General features: G+C 50.1%; 12 protein-coding genes. 10 read left to right on the top strand and 2 right to left on the bottom strand.

From position 1 onward, the window contains the following. Positions 1–393: 393 nt before the first annotated feature. Positions 394–1713, top strand: coding sequence for an ATP-binding protein (locus tag KDK15_RS08630; protein WP_257294953.1), 1320 nt, complete (start codon positions 394–396; stop codon positions 1711–1713). 344 nt (positions 1714–2057) lie between these two features. Then, positions 2058–3458: a replicative DNA helicase gene (gene dnaB / locus KDK15_RS08625; RefSeq protein WP_257294952.1), complete on the top strand. Its 1401-nt coding sequence runs from the start codon at positions 2058–2060 to the stop codon at positions 3456–3458. A 64-nt stretch (positions 3459–3522) separates the two neighbouring features. Here dnaB and KDK15_RS08620 read toward each other — a convergent pair whose 3' ends face one another. Then, positions 3523–4521 carry a serine/threonine protein kinase gene (locus tag KDK15_RS08620; protein ID WP_257294951.1) on the bottom strand — a complete coding sequence of 333 codons (999 nt, stop codon included), beginning with the start codon at positions 4519–4521 and terminating at the stop codon, positions 3523–3525. Positions 4522–4588: 67 nt separating this feature from the next. After that, the gene (locus KDK15_RS08615; RefSeq protein WP_257294950.1) at positions 4589–5056 is read right to left on the bottom strand and encodes a ComF family protein; all 468 of its coding nucleotides are present in this window, start codon (positions 5054–5056) and stop codon (positions 4589–4591) included. A gap of 460 nt (positions 5057–5516) precedes the next feature. Here KDK15_RS08615 and bioB point away from each other — a divergent pair, with 460 nt between their 5' ends. The 8 genes from bioB to KDK15_RS08575 all read left to right on the top strand — a co-directional run bounded on the left by bioB (position 5517) and on the right by KDK15_RS08575 (position 15598). Beyond that, on the top strand, positions 5517–6692 hold the full coding sequence (gene bioB / locus KDK15_RS08610; RefSeq protein ID WP_373691352.1) for a biotin synthase BioB: 1176 nt from the start codon (positions 5517–5519) through the stop codon (positions 6690–6692). Beyond that, positions 6692–7915 (top strand): 8-amino-7-oxononanoate synthase, encoded by a 1224-nt coding sequence (bioF, locus tag KDK15_RS08605; protein WP_257294949.1) that lies wholly within the window; start codon positions 6692–6694, stop codon positions 7913–7915. The genes bioB and bioF overlap by 1 nt, the downstream gene beginning before the upstream one ends. Further along, positions 7915–8691: an alpha/beta hydrolase gene (locus tag KDK15_RS08600; protein WP_257294948.1), complete on the top strand. Its 777-nt coding sequence runs from the start codon at positions 7915–7917 to the stop codon at positions 8689–8691. Before bioF ends, KDK15_RS08600 begins: the two co-directional genes overlap by 1 nt. Continuing rightward, entirely contained in the window at positions 8688–9593 is a 906-nt protein-coding gene (bioC, locus tag KDK15_RS08595) for a malonyl-ACP O-methyltransferase BioC (RefSeq protein ID WP_257294947.1), read from the top strand. The genes KDK15_RS08600 and bioC overlap by 4 nt, the downstream gene beginning before the upstream one ends. A gap of 12 nt (positions 9594–9605) precedes the next feature. Next, positions 9606–10286: a dethiobiotin synthase gene (gene bioD / locus KDK15_RS08590; protein ID WP_257294946.1), complete on the top strand. Its 681-nt coding sequence runs from the start codon at positions 9606–9608 to the stop codon at positions 10284–10286. A 156-nt stretch (positions 10287–10442) separates the two neighbouring features. Beyond that, positions 10443–12233, top strand: coding sequence for an acyl-CoA dehydrogenase C-terminal domain-containing protein (locus KDK15_RS08585; protein ID WP_257294945.1), 1791 nt, complete (start codon positions 10443–10445; stop codon positions 12231–12233). A gap of 294 nt (positions 12234–12527) precedes the next feature. Further along, positions 12528–13487, top strand: a complete 960-nt coding sequence (locus KDK15_RS08580; RefSeq protein ID WP_257294944.1) for a DUF3943 domain-containing protein — start codon at positions 12528–12530, stop codon at positions 13485–13487. Between the two features lie 332 nt (positions 13488–13819). Continuing rightward, positions 13820–15598 carry an acyl-CoA dehydrogenase C-terminal domain-containing protein gene (locus tag KDK15_RS08575; RefSeq protein ID WP_257294943.1) on the top strand — a complete coding sequence of 593 codons (1779 nt, stop codon included), beginning with the start codon at positions 13820–13822 and terminating at the stop codon, positions 15596–15598. The last annotated feature ends 185 nt before the right edge of the window (positions 15599–15783 follow it).

Genomic DNA, 15783 nt, shown 5'->3' with positions numbered 1-15783 from the left:
ACCGCAGATATATTCTTGCCCCTGCGCTGATCAAGCTCTTTAATCCAGTTATTACTGCCCCGGAATACGTTCCGCATTTGACTGAGCCTTCTTAGGCTCACTGGCTGTTGGCCGCAAAAGCACAAACGGCCAGCCTTTTTCGGGAAGCGGGAAGCGGGAAGCGGGAAGCGCTTACTGAAATATCGAAGTTATTAAATGACAGTTCCTAAGTCTTATAAACGTTTATCCCAGAATTCACTCAACAGAAACTATTTTGTTTACGCGCCAGCAAGCAACTATTTTATCCATTAAAAAATACGATAAATATCACTTTTTGGTATCAAAAAGTACGAAATAGCGATTATTATTCTATAATAAAAACAAAATGACAGTTTTTAATGACCTTTGACAACCATGGAAAGATTACTCATTACCCAGCTATTGAACTGGAAAAAGCAGCCAGAGCGCAAACCTCTGCTACTGGATGGTGCCCGCCAGGTGGGTAAGTCTTATCTGATCGAAGAGTGTTTTGGCAAAGACCACTTCCATCGGGTTCTTAAGCTGGACTTTCTGGCTAACCCCAATTTAGCAGGGCTGTTTGAAGCCAGTCTTGATCCACAAGACATACTTCTGAATATTGAGCTGGAACTGGGTGTTGATATTAACGCCAATAATGACCTTCTGTTTTTTGATGAAATTGGCGAGTGTCCTGCTGCGTTAAGTTCGTTGAAGTTCTTTGCTGAGCAGCGCCCGGATCTGTACCTCTGTGCGTCTGGCTCAAATATCGGTCTTCTGAACTCATTTCCGGTTGGCAAGGTAGAGGCGCTGGAGTTGTTCCCAATGTCTTTTGAAGAGTTTGTCATGGCATCGGGGAACGAGAAAATTCTGGCAGCTTTCAGGCGTGGGCTCCAGATTCAGGCCGCTCACCATAAACTGTGGGACTTGCTGCTGGATTATTATTTTGTCGGTGGTATGCCTGAAGCGGTAGAAACCTGGTTTGCTGATGGAGGAAAGTTCAGTGGCATTAATGAGCGTTGTAACCGGATACAAAACATCCACCGGAGTCTGTTATCTGGCTATCTTCGTGACTTTGGTAAATATGGCGGCAAGGTGAATGCACAGCATATAGAAATGGTCTTTCGTAATGTGCCGCTACAGCTGTCGAAAAACCTGGATGCGTCGGTTAAACGTTACCGGTTCAGCGGTGTGATCGACCGTAAACGCAGTTATCTGGATTTAAGCAGCCCGATTGAATGGCTGGAAAAAACCAAATTGGTTTCGCGCTGCTACCCTATTGACTGCGAACCTGAATCTCCCTTGTCTGCCTATCGGAAAGAAAATTTTTTTAAACTGTTCCTGTTCGATATTGGGGTATTGGGACATATGCTGGATATCAGTTATCAGGAGCATCGTCAGCAAAGTTATGAGTATAAAGGTTATCTGGCTGAGAATTTTGTTCAGAATGAGTTAAGAGTCACCGGCTGTTATCCAACCTATTCCTGGGACTTCAGGCAAGCTGAGATCGAGTTTCTTTTTAAAACGAATAATGGAGAGATCATCCCGGTGGAAGTGAAATCCGGTAAGCGCACACGGGCAAAGAGCCTGCAGTCCTATATAGAACGGTACAAACCTGTTCGAGCGATCAAATTAATTGGCTCTGTAGGAGGAACTGAGCAAGCGGGGCAGAACATAACCTGGCCTCTCTATTATGCAGGCAGGTTAAAAACTCTGTAATAACGTGAGCCGTGGGGTTCACTTTTGGGAAGGGAAGATAAAACAGTAAGCCTAAATTCTCCCTCTCAGAAGCACGACAGCTTTCCGCTGAAACCATTACCTTGCTTAAACAAGGTATTGACCCAAAGGAACACCGCGAAGAATAAAGAAGAACCCATCAAGAAGCGGGTAGAAACACACTGGAAGCAGTCACGTAACAAGGTAAATGGTTAGCTTTCTGAACGGCATTTCCCTTAATTAGTACGTAAGTAAATTATAAGGACAGGATCATAAAAGATATTGTTGCTGTATTTTTACCTCCTGAATTCGTATCATCATTCAATCTTTTTTCTCAGACCGTCACTATGCTGGATGTACGTCCCCGTGAGCTGGAGCTTCCCATCGATGAAGCCACGGTTGCCATTAAAACACCACCTCACTCCATAGAAGCGGAGCAGTCCGTGCTCGGAGGACTGATGCTGGATAATCAGGCCCTGGACCGGGTGGTTGATAAGCTGACGTCGGATGACTTTTATAATCCGGGGCACCGTCGTATCTATGCATCCATCAGTACACTGAGTAATGAGAGCAAGCCTTTTGATCCTCTGACGGTCGCCGAGATTCTGGAAAACCGGGGTGAGCTGGATGAGGTGGGCGGGCTGGTTTACCTGGCTGAGCTGGCGGGTAGCGTTCCCAGTGTGGCGAATATTCGCGCCTACGCTGAGATTATCTTTGAGCGTTCCGTGCTGCGCAAGTTGATCAATACCGGCCAGAAGATCGCGGACAGTGCCTATAACCCGGAAGGGAAAGACAGCCAGGCGATTCTGGATGAGGCCGAGCGGCTGGTGTTCAATATTGCCGAAGAACGCCCGAACACCGGTGGCCCAATGGGTGTGCGGGAAATCCTTGAAAACACCGTCAAGAAAATTGATGAGATGTTTAATGCCGGTAACGCCATTACCGGTACCACCACCGGCTTTAAAGATCTGGATGACATGACCTCTGGTCTCCAGCCTTCCGATATGGTTATTGTGGCTGCCCGTCCGTCCATGGGTAAGACCACGTTTGCCATGAACCTGGTGGAAAATGCCCTGCTGAACAGTGACAAGGGGGTCATGGTGTTCAGCCTGGAGATGCCCAGTGAGCAGTTGATGATGCGTATGCTTTCCTCCCTGGGCAGGATCAACCAGTCCAAGGTAAGAAGTGGTCAGCTGGAAGAAGAAGACTGGCCAAAACTGTTGTCGGCGGTTGAGCGGATCAAGGACAAGAAACTGTTTATTGACGATACGGCGGGTATCAGCCCCTCGGAAATGCGCTCACGGGTTCGCCGGGTGGTCCGGGAACATGGTGACCTGGGCCTGATCATGATTGACTACCTGCAGTTGATGCAGATTCCCGGTTTTGGTGAGGGGCGAACCAACGAGATTTCGGAAATTTCCCGATCGTTGAAAGCCATTGCCAAGGAATTCAATGTCCCTGTTATTGCCTTGTCGCAGTTGAACCGCTCTCTTGAGCAACGGCCCAATAAGCGCCCGGTTAACTCCGACCTGCGTGAATCCGGAGCCATCGAGCAGGATGCCGACGTGATCATGTTTATCTACCGGGATGAGGTGTATAACCCGGATACCGAGTACAAGGGGGTTGCGGAAATCATTATCGGTAAGCAGCGTAATGGTCCCATCGGTACTTGCCGACTGGCGTTTATTGGCCAGTTTACCCGCTTTGAGAACCTGGCACCGGATGCTTACCGGTTTGAAGAGGACTGATTTTGTTAACCGCAAAGAGCACGAAGAAAGAAAACGGCATTCCTTTGTGCGCTGTGTGATAAACCTAAACCTGTCCAAAGACTGAAAGAGGTGGCTCATCCAGGGCTGCCAGTTGCTCCCGCAATTCCAGAATATGTTCCGCCCAGTACCGTTCGGTGTTAAACCAGGTGAACGCCATCGGAAAGGCGGGGTCATCCCAGCGCTTTGCCAGCCAGCCACTGTAATTGATCAGTCGCAGGGTACGGAAATATTCCACCAGGTTCAGCTCTGAAGGGCTGAAATCCATAAACTCCGTGTAGCCTTCCAGAATTTCCGCCATTTGCAGGGTTTGCTCTTTGCGGTCTCCGGATAACAGCATCCAGAGATCCTGAATAGCCGGAGCCATACAGGTATCGTCAAAGTCAACAAAGTGTGGAGCATCATTCCGCCAGAGAATATTGCCGCCATGACAATCACCATGGACACGAATGGATTGCCACGTATGCTGTTGAGTCATAAGCTCCAAGCGATGGAGCAGGTCCCGGGCCAGGGTCTGGTAGGCTTCCAGGAGAGAAGCAGGAATAAAGTTGTTTTCCAGCAGATACTCAACATTATCGATGCCGTATCGCTGCAGGCTGATCGCTGGGCGGTGTTGGAAGTTACTGGCCGATCCCAGTTTGTGCATTCGTCCCAGGGTGCGGCCAAGGGTCAGCAGGTTATCCAGATTATCCAGTTCAGGGGCATGGCCGCCCTGACGGGGAAACAGGGCAAACAGAAAGCCTGCAAACTCATGCAGCGTATTGCCTTTTTCGTCAGCCATCGGGGCGACCACCGGTAATTCCATCGCCTTGAGATCCAGGGTGAATTGATGCTCCTCCTGAATCTGATCTTTTGACCAGCGTTCCGGGCGGTAGAATTTTGCAATCAGGGGTTCACCTTCCTCTATGCCTATCTGGTAAACCCGGTTTTCATAGCTGTTCAGGGCCATAATGCGGGCATCACTCAGAAATCCTGTGCTCTCAACGGCGTCCAGTGCCCGGTCAGGCGTCAGCTGGTCGTATGGATGTTGAGCAGGCGTGTTCATGCTGGCCTCCGAAGGAGTCTGAGTTCTGTGGAGGGGATTCTATAACCAATAGTAAAAACTGGCCACATCAGGTATCAGGTGTTCTGGCAACACTCCATATATCGACGCGTTTAACACCACTTTTTTTCAACAGTCTGGTGATTTCATTGACGGTGGCACCGGTGGTCACCACATCGTCCACTAAGGCAACGTGGTTCCACTGCGGTTTGCTGTTTAAAGTGAATGCGTTGCGAATGTTTTTTTGTCGGGCTGTGGCATCCAGGCTTTGTTGCGGCACCGAGTGGATGGTTCTTTTGATCAGTTGTTGTTCAATGTCCAGATCAATGTTCAGGTCTCTGATGTTAAGCAGTTTCTTCAGGGCTTTGGTCAGCAGCAGCGTCTGGTCATAACCTCTTTCCCGCAACCTTTTGCGGTGCAGTGGCACCGGCAGCATGATTTCTGGCCACTGATCATCAAGGTAATAGTCTATCAACCATTCAGCCAGTGATGCAGCCATTGGTTTTATCAATTCCAGTCTGGACTGGTATTTCACCATTTGTAATATCCGGTTGACGGGAAACTGGTACAGGAATGGTGAAAGACAGTGGTCAAATAATGGCGGTTGTTTCAGGCACTGGCCACAAATTCCCGTGTCACTGTCTTGAATGGGCAAGCCGCAGCACGGGCAAAAGCACAACGGGACAGGGCATGTTGCCAGGCATAACTGGCAGAGCGGTTGGGCAAGTGCGGTTAAGCCCCGGCAAAGAATGCATTTGATCTGCACTTGTTGTTTAAAATCAGACCAGTTGTAAACTTTTAAGAATTTCATAGATTGACGGTGGCGGTAATTCCGTTATCATCTTTTGCATCTTTATTGTGAAAATGTCGTTCTACTGATTGGTAATTTCATTTTCATGGTTGTTAACTCAAAGAATGAATAAAACTCAGGTCTGCGTTAACAAGGGTTTTACTTCCAGCGACCGGTGTTTCAGTGAAGCTCTCTCCCAGAGGATGTCATGTCCAGTACCAGTTCAGATCCAGCAGAAAATCTCTCCAGCTCTTTTGGCCACTGCGACTTTGGCCACAGCGTCATTCGCCATGACTGGACGCTGTCGGAAGTAGAAGCACTTTTCCAAAAACCGTTCAATGATCTTATCTTTCAGGCCCAACTGGCTCATAGAGAACATTTTAATCCAAACCAGGTGCAAGTTAGCACATTGTTGTCGATCAAGACGGGCGCCTGTCCAGAGGACTGCAAGTATTGCCCCCAGAGTGGCCACTACAATACCGGTCTGGAAAAAGAAAAATTGATGGAGGTACAGAAGGTGCTGGAGGAAGCCAAGAATGCCAGGGCTTCCGGTGCAACCCGCTTCTGTATGGGGGCCGCCTGGAAAAACCCTCCCGCCAGAGACATGCCTTACATTATTGAGATGATTAAGGGGGTGAAAGCATTGGGGCTTGAATCCTGTATGACCCTGGGCATGCTGAGTGAGGGTCAGGCAACGGCGCTGGCTCAGGCAGGACTGGATTACTACAACCACAACCTTGATACCTCACCAGAGTTCTATGGCAACATCATTACCACCCGAACTTATGCTGACCGCCTGAACACTCTGGCCTTTGTCAGGGAGGCGGGTATGAATGTCTGCAGTGGTGGTATTGTTGGCCTGGGTGAAACCGAGCGCGATCGTGCCGGGATGTTGGTTCAGCTGGCCAATATGCCCAAGCATCCGGAAAGTGTGCCCATCAATATGCTGGTGAAAGTAGCTGGCACACCACTGGCAGACGTTGAGGCGGTGGATGGCATTGATTTTGTCCGCACCATTGCCGTGGCCAAAATTATGATGCCAGCGTCCAACGTTCGTCTGTCTGCCGGGCGTGAGCAGATGAGTGATGAGCTTCAGGCGCTGGCCTTTCTTGCGGGCGCTAACTCCATTTTCCTTGGCGACAAACTGCTGACCACCGCGAACCCTGAAGCGAATAAGGACCGACAGCTGTTTGCCAGGCTCGGCATCAATAAAGGCCATGACTGGGGTGAGCTAGTAGCGCCACAGCAGCCAGAACTCCCTGAACAGCCTGAGCCCTATGAAAAGTGCCCGATCAAAGCGATGTACGACGCTGAAAAAAGCAATGATCATTACTACGATGCAATGGCGAGCCAGTCTGATCGAAACATGGCTGGTCATGGCTGATGAGCTTCAACCTGGAGCAGGATCTTGAGGCCCGCCATGCAGCTGGCCTCTATCGCCGTCGTCAAACGCTGGACTCGCCCCAGGGGCCGGAAGTCATTATCAATGGCCAGCACTGTCTTGCGTTCTGCAGCAATGATTACCTCGGGCTGGCAAACCATCCGGATGTTATAGCGAGCTTTCGACAGGCAGCGGATGACTATGGGCTGGGTGGTGGTGCTTCCCATCTGGTGGTGGGGCACAGCCGGGCACATCACCAGCTGGAAGAACAGCTCGCTGACTTTACCGGCAGAGAGCGTGCGCTGCTGTTTGCCAATGGCTATATGGCCAACCTGGGCGTTATCAGTGCCTTGCTGGGCAAGCAGGATGCGGTATTTCAGGATCGCCTGAATCATGCCTCATTACTGGATGCCGGGCGATTGTCTGGCGCACGGTTCCAGCGTTACCTGCATAATGATGTGGCTAATCTTACTGGCCGACTTCAGAAAACCCGTGCCCGGCGCAAGCTGATCGTAACGGATGGTGTGTTCAGCATGGATGGCGATGTTGCGCCGGTAAAGGCACTGTCGGATCTTGCCGGGCGGCACCAGGCCTGGCTGATGGTGGATGATGCCCACGGTTTTGGTTTTCTGGGGGCAACGGGCGGTGGTGTTGCCGAAGCTTATGGGTTAGACCAGAAGCATCTGCCCGTGCTGGTGGGAACATTGGGCAAAGCGTTTGGAACTTACGGTGCGTTTGTCGCTGGCAGTGACGCTTTGATCGAGACGCTTATTCAGTTTGCCCGGACTTATATCTATACCACGTCCATGCCCCCGGCTGTGGCTTCGGCGACCCTGACCAGCCTGCTACTTTTACAGGAGCAACATTGGCGCCGGGAACATTTGCAGACATTGATTCAGTATTTCAGGTCCGGTTGTGAGCAGCTGGGGCTCTCTCTGATGCCGTCACAAACACCGATACAACCGTTGCTGATTGGTTGTGCAAGACGGGCGATGGCAATGAGTCGCCGGTTGTCTGAGCAGGGGATCTTGGTCACGGCAATCCGTCCTCCGACGGTACCTGAAGGATCTTCCCGATTACGCATTACCTTCAGCGCAACTCATGATTTGCATCATGTCGATCGCCTGTTGGATGCCCTTAAAATGGCGGCACAGTCGGTAGGTGCTGCAGATTTTTCTGATCAACCTGCCACCAAATCTTTATCGATGACAGGAGTGTTGTCCTGATGAGTATCTACCCGATCGTTTTAATCAGTGGCTGGGCCATGCCAGCCGGTGCGATGGAGTCACTGGCGGAAGCCCTGGATGCCGACCATCGCAGGGTTTCCATTGTTGAGTTGCCTGGCCTGGTTCGTGAGTCACAAGCAAACAAAATAAGCCATGACTGGAACTCATTACTGGCTTATCTGGATCACCAGCTGTTTGAAAAGCCTGCCGTGCTGGTGGGATGGTCTCTTGGCGGAATGTTGGCAACGCTGTATGCCAGCCGGTATCCGGATAATGTGGCAGCTGTCGTTAACCTGGGGGCTAATGCCTGTTTTGTGCAGAATGACAGCTGGCAACAGGCAATGGATCCGACGCTGTTTGCCAGTTTTTATCAAGGCATGTCCCAGTCCCGTGAAAAGACGTTGCAACAGTTTGTTCTGCTCTGCAGCTCTGGCAGTCCACGACGGAAAGAACTATCGAAATCCCTGCAGGCATTACTGTCTGATGCTGACCTTGATCATCAGGCCGAAGACGGCACCTTGTTGAGCCTTCTGGACATACTGGGCAAGAGCGATATTTGTTCCGCATTTGGTGATATTCGCTGCCCGGTGACACATCTTTTTGGCAAAGAAGATGCCCTTGTTCCGGTGGGGGCAGCTAATGCCATTAAGCAAGGTTTTCCAAAACATCGGGTTCAGGTTCTGGATGGTGGGCATTGTTTCTTTATGGATGATCCCGGGCCGGTTATCAGTGAGGTACGGAGACTGTCCAGCGGGGAGGGTATCGTCGCAACATGAGCCCACCCCCTGTCCAACATGAGGTTGCAGGTGTCAGAGCGGATCTTCAACCTGCCTCCTCTGCCAGCAGCGTGACAACAGACCTCGCAAACGCTCGGGTAAAGCAGCGTATCGCTGACAATTTCAGCCGGGCCGCTGACAGTTATGATCAGGCGGCCATATTACAGAAGCGGGTCGCTGCCCGGACGATGCTGGGATTACCGGCCCAGCTCAGATCAGAACAGCCTGGATCCGAAGGGTTGCAGATTTCCCACCGTATTCTTGACCTGGGTACCGGAACCGGTTTGCACTCACTGACGCTGGCTGAGCGATATGACAATGCCGTGGTTATCGGTATGGATCTGGCCATGGGTATGCTGCAATTTGCCCGGCACCATACCAGCCACCCCCGGATTGACTGGTGCTCTGGTGATATTGAGTCCATGCCATTGCAGTCCGGTGCTGTCGATCTGATCTATTCCAGTCTGGCTATTCAATGGTGCAACTTTGAGCAGGTGCTTGGCGAGGTCAGCAGAGTACTGAAGCCTGGTGGGGCTTTTGTTTTTTCTACCCTGGCTGAAGGCAGCCTGAAAGAGCTGGATAGTGCATGGTGTCTGGCGGGAGAAAAGGATCGGGTTAACCGCTTTGACAGCTTTGACACTCAGAAACAGCGTTTGAACGCCAGTGATCTGGTTCGCCAGGCTTTCTCACTCAAGCCTGAAACACTGTTCTATTCGAACGTGATCACGCTGTTGCGCAGTTTGAAGGCTCTGGGGGTAAACACCGTATTGGCGGATAAAGGTGGCCTGGTGACCCGACGAAAGCTTGCAGCGTTGCAACAGGCTTATGAAAAAATACGACAGCCTGAAGGGTTGCCTTTGACCTATCAGGTCATCTACGGCGTCTTGCAGAAGCCATATTGAGAGCATTGGAAAATGGGGAACACTTATTTTGTCACCGGTACGGATACGGGTGCCGGGAAAACCGTCGTCACCTGTGGGCTGCTTGAGGCGGCTCGCTTAAAAGGGTTAACGACTCTGGCCTTAAAACCGGTTTCTGCAGGATGTCAGCAAACGGAAAACGGCCTAAGAAATGACGATGCATTGGCATTGATGGAGGCCATGACGCTCTCTCTACCTTACGAACAGGTAAACCCTCTGGCTCTGGCGCCTGCCATTGCACCCCATATTGCGGCACAGGAAGCCGGTGTGCGTATGACTCTGGATCGACTGGTGGGTTACAGTCGCGGTGCCTTGATGCGAAAGAATGATCTGGCTCTTATCGAAGGGGCTGGAGGCTGGCGGGTGCCCCTGAACTCACGGGAGATGATCAGCGGGCTGGCGAAAGCGTTGAATACCCCTGTCATTCTGGTGGTCGGCATGAAGCTCGGTTGTATCAGCCATGCTTTGCTTACTGTGGAAGCTATTCTCCGTGATGGTGTCAGGCTGGCAGGCTGGGTGGCGAATCAGATGAATCCTGATATGAGCCGATATGATGAAAACCTGGAGACCCTGAAAAGCATGATTCATGTCCCTTGTCTTGGCGTGGTGCCCTTTCTTGAGGATACCAGTGCCAGTCAGATTGCCGGGTATCTGGATATTTCACCACTGGTTTGATTTAAGCCTTTACACTTGTCTACCAAGTATTCACCCACAATAACTTTACCGACATGTATTGACATTTATTCTATCTAAACGTAAGTTTCAAACAATCGTTTGAAATAGTGCTACACTCATCTTTATCCATAAGTAAAAGAATATCGAGGATGCATCATGCCAGAATATAAAGCCCCCTTGCGAGATATCCGCTTCGTCCGTAATGAAGTTCTGGGCTACGAACAACATTACGCGAACCTCCCTGAAGGCCAGGATGCCACTCCGGATATGGTGGACGCTATCCTGGAGGAAGGTGCCAAATTCTGTGAACAGGTACTTTCACCGCTGAATCGTGTCGGTGATGAGGAAGGTTGTACCTGGACAGCAGAGGGCGTTAAAACCCCAACCGGATTTAAAGAAGCCTATCAGCAGTTTGTTGAAGGTGGCTGGCCTTCACTGTCCAGTGAGGCTGAGCATGGTGGTCAGGGGCTCCCTGCTTCGCTGGGCCTGGTGCTCAGTGAAATGATGGGGGAATCCAACTGGTCCTGGGGGATGTATCCCGGGCTGAGCCATGGCGCAATGAATACTCTGGAAGCCCATGGTACGGATGAGCAGAAAGAAACGTACCTTACCCGCCTGATTTCCGGTGAGTGGACAGGTACGATGTGTCTGACTGAGCCTCACTGCGGTACTGATCTGGGTATGCTGAAAACCAAAGCAGTACCACAGGAAGACGGCACTTATCGTATTACCGGGACTAAAATCTTTATCTCTGCCGGGGAGCACGATATGGCAGAGAATATTGTTCATATCGTTATTGCCCGTCTTCCGGGCGCGCCAGAAGGCACCAAAGGTATTTCCCTGTTTATTGTTCCCCGCCATCGCCCGGATGCTCCAGGTGAAACCAACGGTGTTAGCTGTGGTTCCATTGAGCACAAGATGGGGATTCATGGTAACGCCACCTGTGTGATGAACTTTGACGATGCCACGGGTTATTTGATCGGTGAACCGAATAAAGGTTTGAACCACATGTTCACTTTTATGAACGCTGCCCGTCTGGGCACGGGTATTCAGGGTCTTGCCCATGCAGAAATCGCTTATCAGGGTGCCGTTCGATATGCCCGTGACCGCCTGCAAATGCGTTCTCTCTCCGGTCCGAAGAACCCTGATGGTCCTGCCGACCCGATCATTGTTCACCCTGATGTTCGCCGCATGCTGTTGACCATCAAGGCACTGACGGAAGGTAACCGTGCACTGGTTTACTACGTGGCACAAATGGCCGACCTGGTGAAGAGCCCTGATGAAGAAGTCCGGAAACAGGCAGACCTGGAAATGAGTTTCCTGACGCCTATTGTTAAGGCGTTCATGACCGAGACAGGGTTTGAAGCAGCTAACCACGGTCTGCAATGTTACGGTGGCCATGGCTTTATCAGTGAGTGGGGTATGGAGCAGAATGTTCGTGACTGCCGTATCTCCATGCTCTATGAGGGAACCACGGGTATTCAGGCGCTGGACCTGCTGGGTCGTAAAGTCCTGATGACTCAGGGGGCCACTATGAAGCCCTTCACCAAGGTGGTTCATAAGTTCTGTCAGGCTCAGGCAGAGAATGAAGCGCTCCAGGAGTTTATCAAGCCGTTGACTGCCCTGAATAAGGAATGGGGCGACCTGACCATGCAGATTGGTATGAAAGCCATGCAGAACAGGGAAGAAGTTGGCGCAGCCTCGGTTGACTACCTGATGTACTCCGGTTATGCCTGCCTTGCTTACTTCTGGGCCCGGATGGCACTGACGGCAAAAGAAGCTCTGGCGAATGGTACCACTGAAGAAGGGTTCTATAAGGCTAAAATCCAGACTGCACAGTTCTACTTCCAGCGCCTGTTACCAAGAGCACAGATGCACAAGGCGTGCATTGAGTCTGGTGCCGACAACCTGATGGCCATGAAAGAGGAAGATTTTGGCGACGTTTAACTAGCTGGTTAAACAGGATAGGAAAAAAAAATCTGCAGAATTGCAGCGATCAAGACTAGAAGATATCGCATAAGACGCCTGGGTATCTGGTCAACAATATCGGAACAGCAGGACAGCTTTTACCAATTCCATCTTCTAAACATGAACTGCGCAGCCATTTTGAACAGCTGGATCTCAGTCTTTAGCAGCATTGACTGTTTTGCCAGCTATAAAAATATGGTCTATACAATTGGGTTTGCTTTTATAAGACCTTGGAGCTGAATTCAGCAAATAACGCTGTGTTGATGTCGCATCATGATGAAGAAGAATACCCAAACGATAAAAAGCCTGTTGATTCTTCTTACCGTCTTTTTTTTGTTGTCAGGATTATTGCAGCCTGTTTTTTCTGATGACCCTGATCAACGGCCTTCACTGGCTGCTGTGCATCATGACATGGCGGCCTGCCAGTCAGAAGTATTTAGCCAACATCAGCGGCAAAATGATTTTGCCAACAATCCACAATCATTTGTGCAGCAATCTCCATTGCCTTTGGATGACTGGCGCTGGTTCCTGAAGGGTAAAGACCAGGGTTGGGAAATCACGTTATTTGATAAGTACCCGGAAGAGAATCAGGCCAAACTTTGGTACCAAACCAAAGTAACATTTGGCTTGGCGTTGGGGGTTCTGGGGGTGATCGCTCTGTTGCCAGAAAGTGTTTCCAATTGGGATAAATCGGAAATCAGGCCCATCAAAAAGTGGTGGAGCAATGTAAAGTCAGGGCCTGTATGGGACACCGATAAATGGTACATCAATTATATCGGGCATCCTTATTTTGGTGGTGTGTACTACGTTATGGCTCGTTCATCGGGCTATAACCAGTGGAACTCGTTTGTTTATTCATTTTTGATGTCCACATTCCTGTATGAATATGGCATTGAGGCGACATGTGAGCCGCCAGCCATTCAAGACATCATTGTCACTCCTCTCGGCGGGTGGCTATACGGGGAATGGGCTTATCAGAAAAAACTGAAAATTCTGGCCAATGACAGTGAGGTGATGGGCTCTAAAATGTTAGGTTCTACCGCACTGTTTTTGCTGGACCCGGTTGGAAAAATCAGTCAATGGATCAGTGGTGATAGTGACGACGGGATAATACAAAATTTATCCATTCGTTTAAGCGTTATGCCACCGGCTTCCAGTTTTTCCCCTTACCGGAAAATGTTGCCCGACGTTGATGATCGTTACATCGGCGTGGAGGTTTTCTTTAATTTCTAAACACGACAATTAAAAACAAAGAAGCACAGTCTTTTGCTGAAAAACAGGTACTCTTCAGGTAACATAGCGTCTCGGAACTCAACAGCCTGTGTGACTGAAAGCTGTCCTGGTGTGGTTGCGATAAATGGGTCTCCCGCTTCTTCGTCAAGTAGCCCCGCTATTCTCTTCAGAAGCAGACATTTTTATTACCATTTCTCAACACCATTATGGATGCTCAAATCTGACAGGTTGCCTGTAACAGCTATGAGCCTCTTTGGGTCTTTCTGCGTATAACTCAATGACATCATGGCTGTATTCCAATAGTAAGAAAAAGATTCCAGGAGTGGAGAGTAATGGCCGAGTACAAAGCCCCCCTTCGCGACATGCGCTTCGTAATGTACGACGTATTCAACGTAACTGAGCAGTGGGCTCAGTGGCCTTCTGTCAGTGAAACGGTAGATCAGGAAACTGCAGACGCGATTCTGGAAGAAGCAGCCAAACTGGCTTCCCGTACCATTGCCCCTTTGAACCGCTCGGGAGACGAAGAAGGGTGTAAATGGGATAGCGGTCAGGTTACTACGCCGGAAGGTTATAAAGAGGCCTACAAACTGTTTGCTGAAGGTGGTTGGAGCGGGCTGGGTGGTAACCCCGTTTATGGTGGTATGGGGATGCCCAAGGTACTGGCTGCCCAATTTGATGAAATGGTCTGCAGTGCCAGCCTGGCATTCACTCTCTATCCCAGCCTGGGTTCCGGTGCCTGTCTGGCTATTGATGCCCACGCCTCCGACGCGTTAAAAGAAGCGTACCTGCCGCAAATGTATTCCGGTGAGTGGGCGGGTACCATGTGTCTGACGGAACCCCATGCTGGCACTGATCTTGGCATCATGCGTACCAAAGCGGAAGACAATGGCGATGGCAGTTACGCCATCACCGGTACCAAAATCTTTATTACCGGTGGGGAACATGATCTTACCGGGAATATTATCCACCTTGTGTTAGCCAAGCTCCCGGATGCACCTCCCGGGCCTAAAGGTATCTCATTGTTTCTGGTACCTAAGGTATTGGTTAATGAGGACGGGTCTCTGGGTGAAAGAAATGCCCTTGCCTGTGGTTCCATTGAGCACAAGATGGGCATTAACGGCTCTGCCACCTGTGTCATGAATTTTGATGGAGCCAAAGGGTATCTGGTGGGAGAACTGAATAAAGGCCTGAATGCCATGTTCACCATGATGAACTACGAACGCCTGTTTGTGGGGATTCAGGGCCTTGGCAGTAGTGAAATGTCGTACCAGAACGCGCTCGAATATGCTCAGGATCGCATCCAGGGACGTTCCGCCAGTGGCGCTGTGCAAAAAGATAAAGCGGCTGACCCATTAATGGTCCATGGGGATATCCGACGGATGCTGTTGACTATGAAAGCCCTGAATGAAGGCGGTCGGGCTTTCTCCACCTATGTGGCCAGGCAACTGGATATTGCCAAATTCAGTCAGGATGACCATGAAAAAGAAAAGGCTTCAGCCCTGGTGGCGTTGTTGACTCCCGTTGTTAAAGCATTTTTAACCGACGTAGGGCTGGAAAGCTGTGTTGCCGGGCAGCAGGTGTTTGGTGGTCATGGCTTTATTCGTGAGTGGGGCCAGGAACAACTGGTCAGGGATGTTCGTATCACCCAGATTTACGAAGGAACCAACGGTATTCAGGCGCTGGATCTACTCGGACGTAAAATTGCCCTGAGCGGTGCTGCCTACCTTGAAACATTCCTGAGTGAAGTTCGGGCCTCAGTTGACGCTAATGATGAATTTGCTGAAGAGCTACTGGCTGCCGTTGATAAGCTTGAGGAGCTGACCCGCAAAATTCTGACGCAGTCTAAAAATGACCCCAATGTCATTAATTCCGCCTGTGTTGATTACCTGAATGCTTTTGCCTATGTTGCCTATGGCTGGATGTGGTCATTAATGGCGAAAACTGCAGCAAGCAAGCTTGCTGAAGGCAGCGAAGATCAATCCTGGCTTGAAGCCAAGCAGGTGACTGCACGGTATTATTTCAAGCGTTTACTGCCTCGCTTTGAAAGTTCAGCTGCAGCCGCTCTCTCGGGAACTGAGGAACTATTTACCTTATCTCCTGATCAATTCTAATAGAAAGCAAGATCATTCCAGCTGAAACCAAAAAAACCTCGCTTTGCGGGGTTTTTTGGTTTTTGGGGCTTGAATTTTCAGGATCACGGCCAATAAAAATAGAGAAATCCAGGTACTTCGTTGAATGGGTTATTAAGTAGTTAACCAAATGCAATCATATTTTCTGACTAAGTTGTCAGTCACTC

Source organism: Endozoicomonas sp. YOMI1 (assembly GCF_024606345.1).
Taxonomy (GTDB): domain Bacteria; phylum Pseudomonadota; class Gammaproteobacteria; order Pseudomonadales; family Endozoicomonadaceae; genus Endozoicomonas.
Note: the sequence above shows the minus strand (reverse complement) of the source record. Positions and strands in the feature narration are given on the sequence as shown.

Bases quoted from the DNA above. Each gene is read 5' to 3' on its own strand.
- KDK15_RS08630 (WP_257294953.1), top strand. From the start codon at position 394: ATGGAAAGATTACTCATTACCCAGCTATTGAACTGGAAAAAGCAGCCA.
- KDK15_RS08615 (WP_257294950.1), bottom strand. From the start codon at position 5,056: ATGGTGAAATACCAGTCCAGACTGGAATTGATAAAACCAATGGCTGCA.
- bioB (WP_373691352.1), top strand. From the start codon at position 5,517: ATGTCCAGTACCAGTTCAGATCCAGCAGAAAATCTCTCCAGCTCTTTT.
- KDK15_RS08600 (WP_257294948.1), top strand. From the start codon at position 7,915: ATGAGTATCTACCCGATCGTTTTAATCAGTGGCTGGGCCATGCCAGCC.
- KDK15_RS08585 (WP_257294945.1), top strand. From the start codon at position 10,443: ATGCCAGAATATAAAGCCCCCTTGCGAGATATCCGCTTCGTCCGTAAT.
- bioD (WP_257294946.1), top strand. From the start codon at position 9,606: ATGGGGAACACTTATTTTGTCACCGGTACGGATACGGGTGCCGGGAAA.
- KDK15_RS08580 (WP_257294944.1), top strand. From the start codon at position 12,528: ATGATGAAGAAGAATACCCAAACGATAAAAAGCCTGTTGATTCTTCTT.
- bioF (WP_257294949.1), top strand. From the start codon at position 6,692: ATGAGCTTCAACCTGGAGCAGGATCTTGAGGCCCGCCATGCAGCTGGC.
- KDK15_RS08620 (WP_257294951.1), bottom strand. From the start codon at position 4,521: ATGAACACGCCTGCTCAACATCCATACGACCAGCTGACGCCTGACCGG.
- bioC (WP_257294947.1), top strand. From the start codon at position 8,688: ATGAGCCCACCCCCTGTCCAACATGAGGTTGCAGGTGTCAGAGCGGAT.
- dnaB (WP_257294952.1), top strand. From the start codon at position 2,058: ATGCTGGATGTACGTCCCCGTGAGCTGGAGCTTCCCATCGATGAAGCC.
- KDK15_RS08575 (WP_257294943.1), top strand. From the start codon at position 13,820: ATGGCCGAGTACAAAGCCCCCCTTCGCGACATGCGCTTCGTAATGTAC.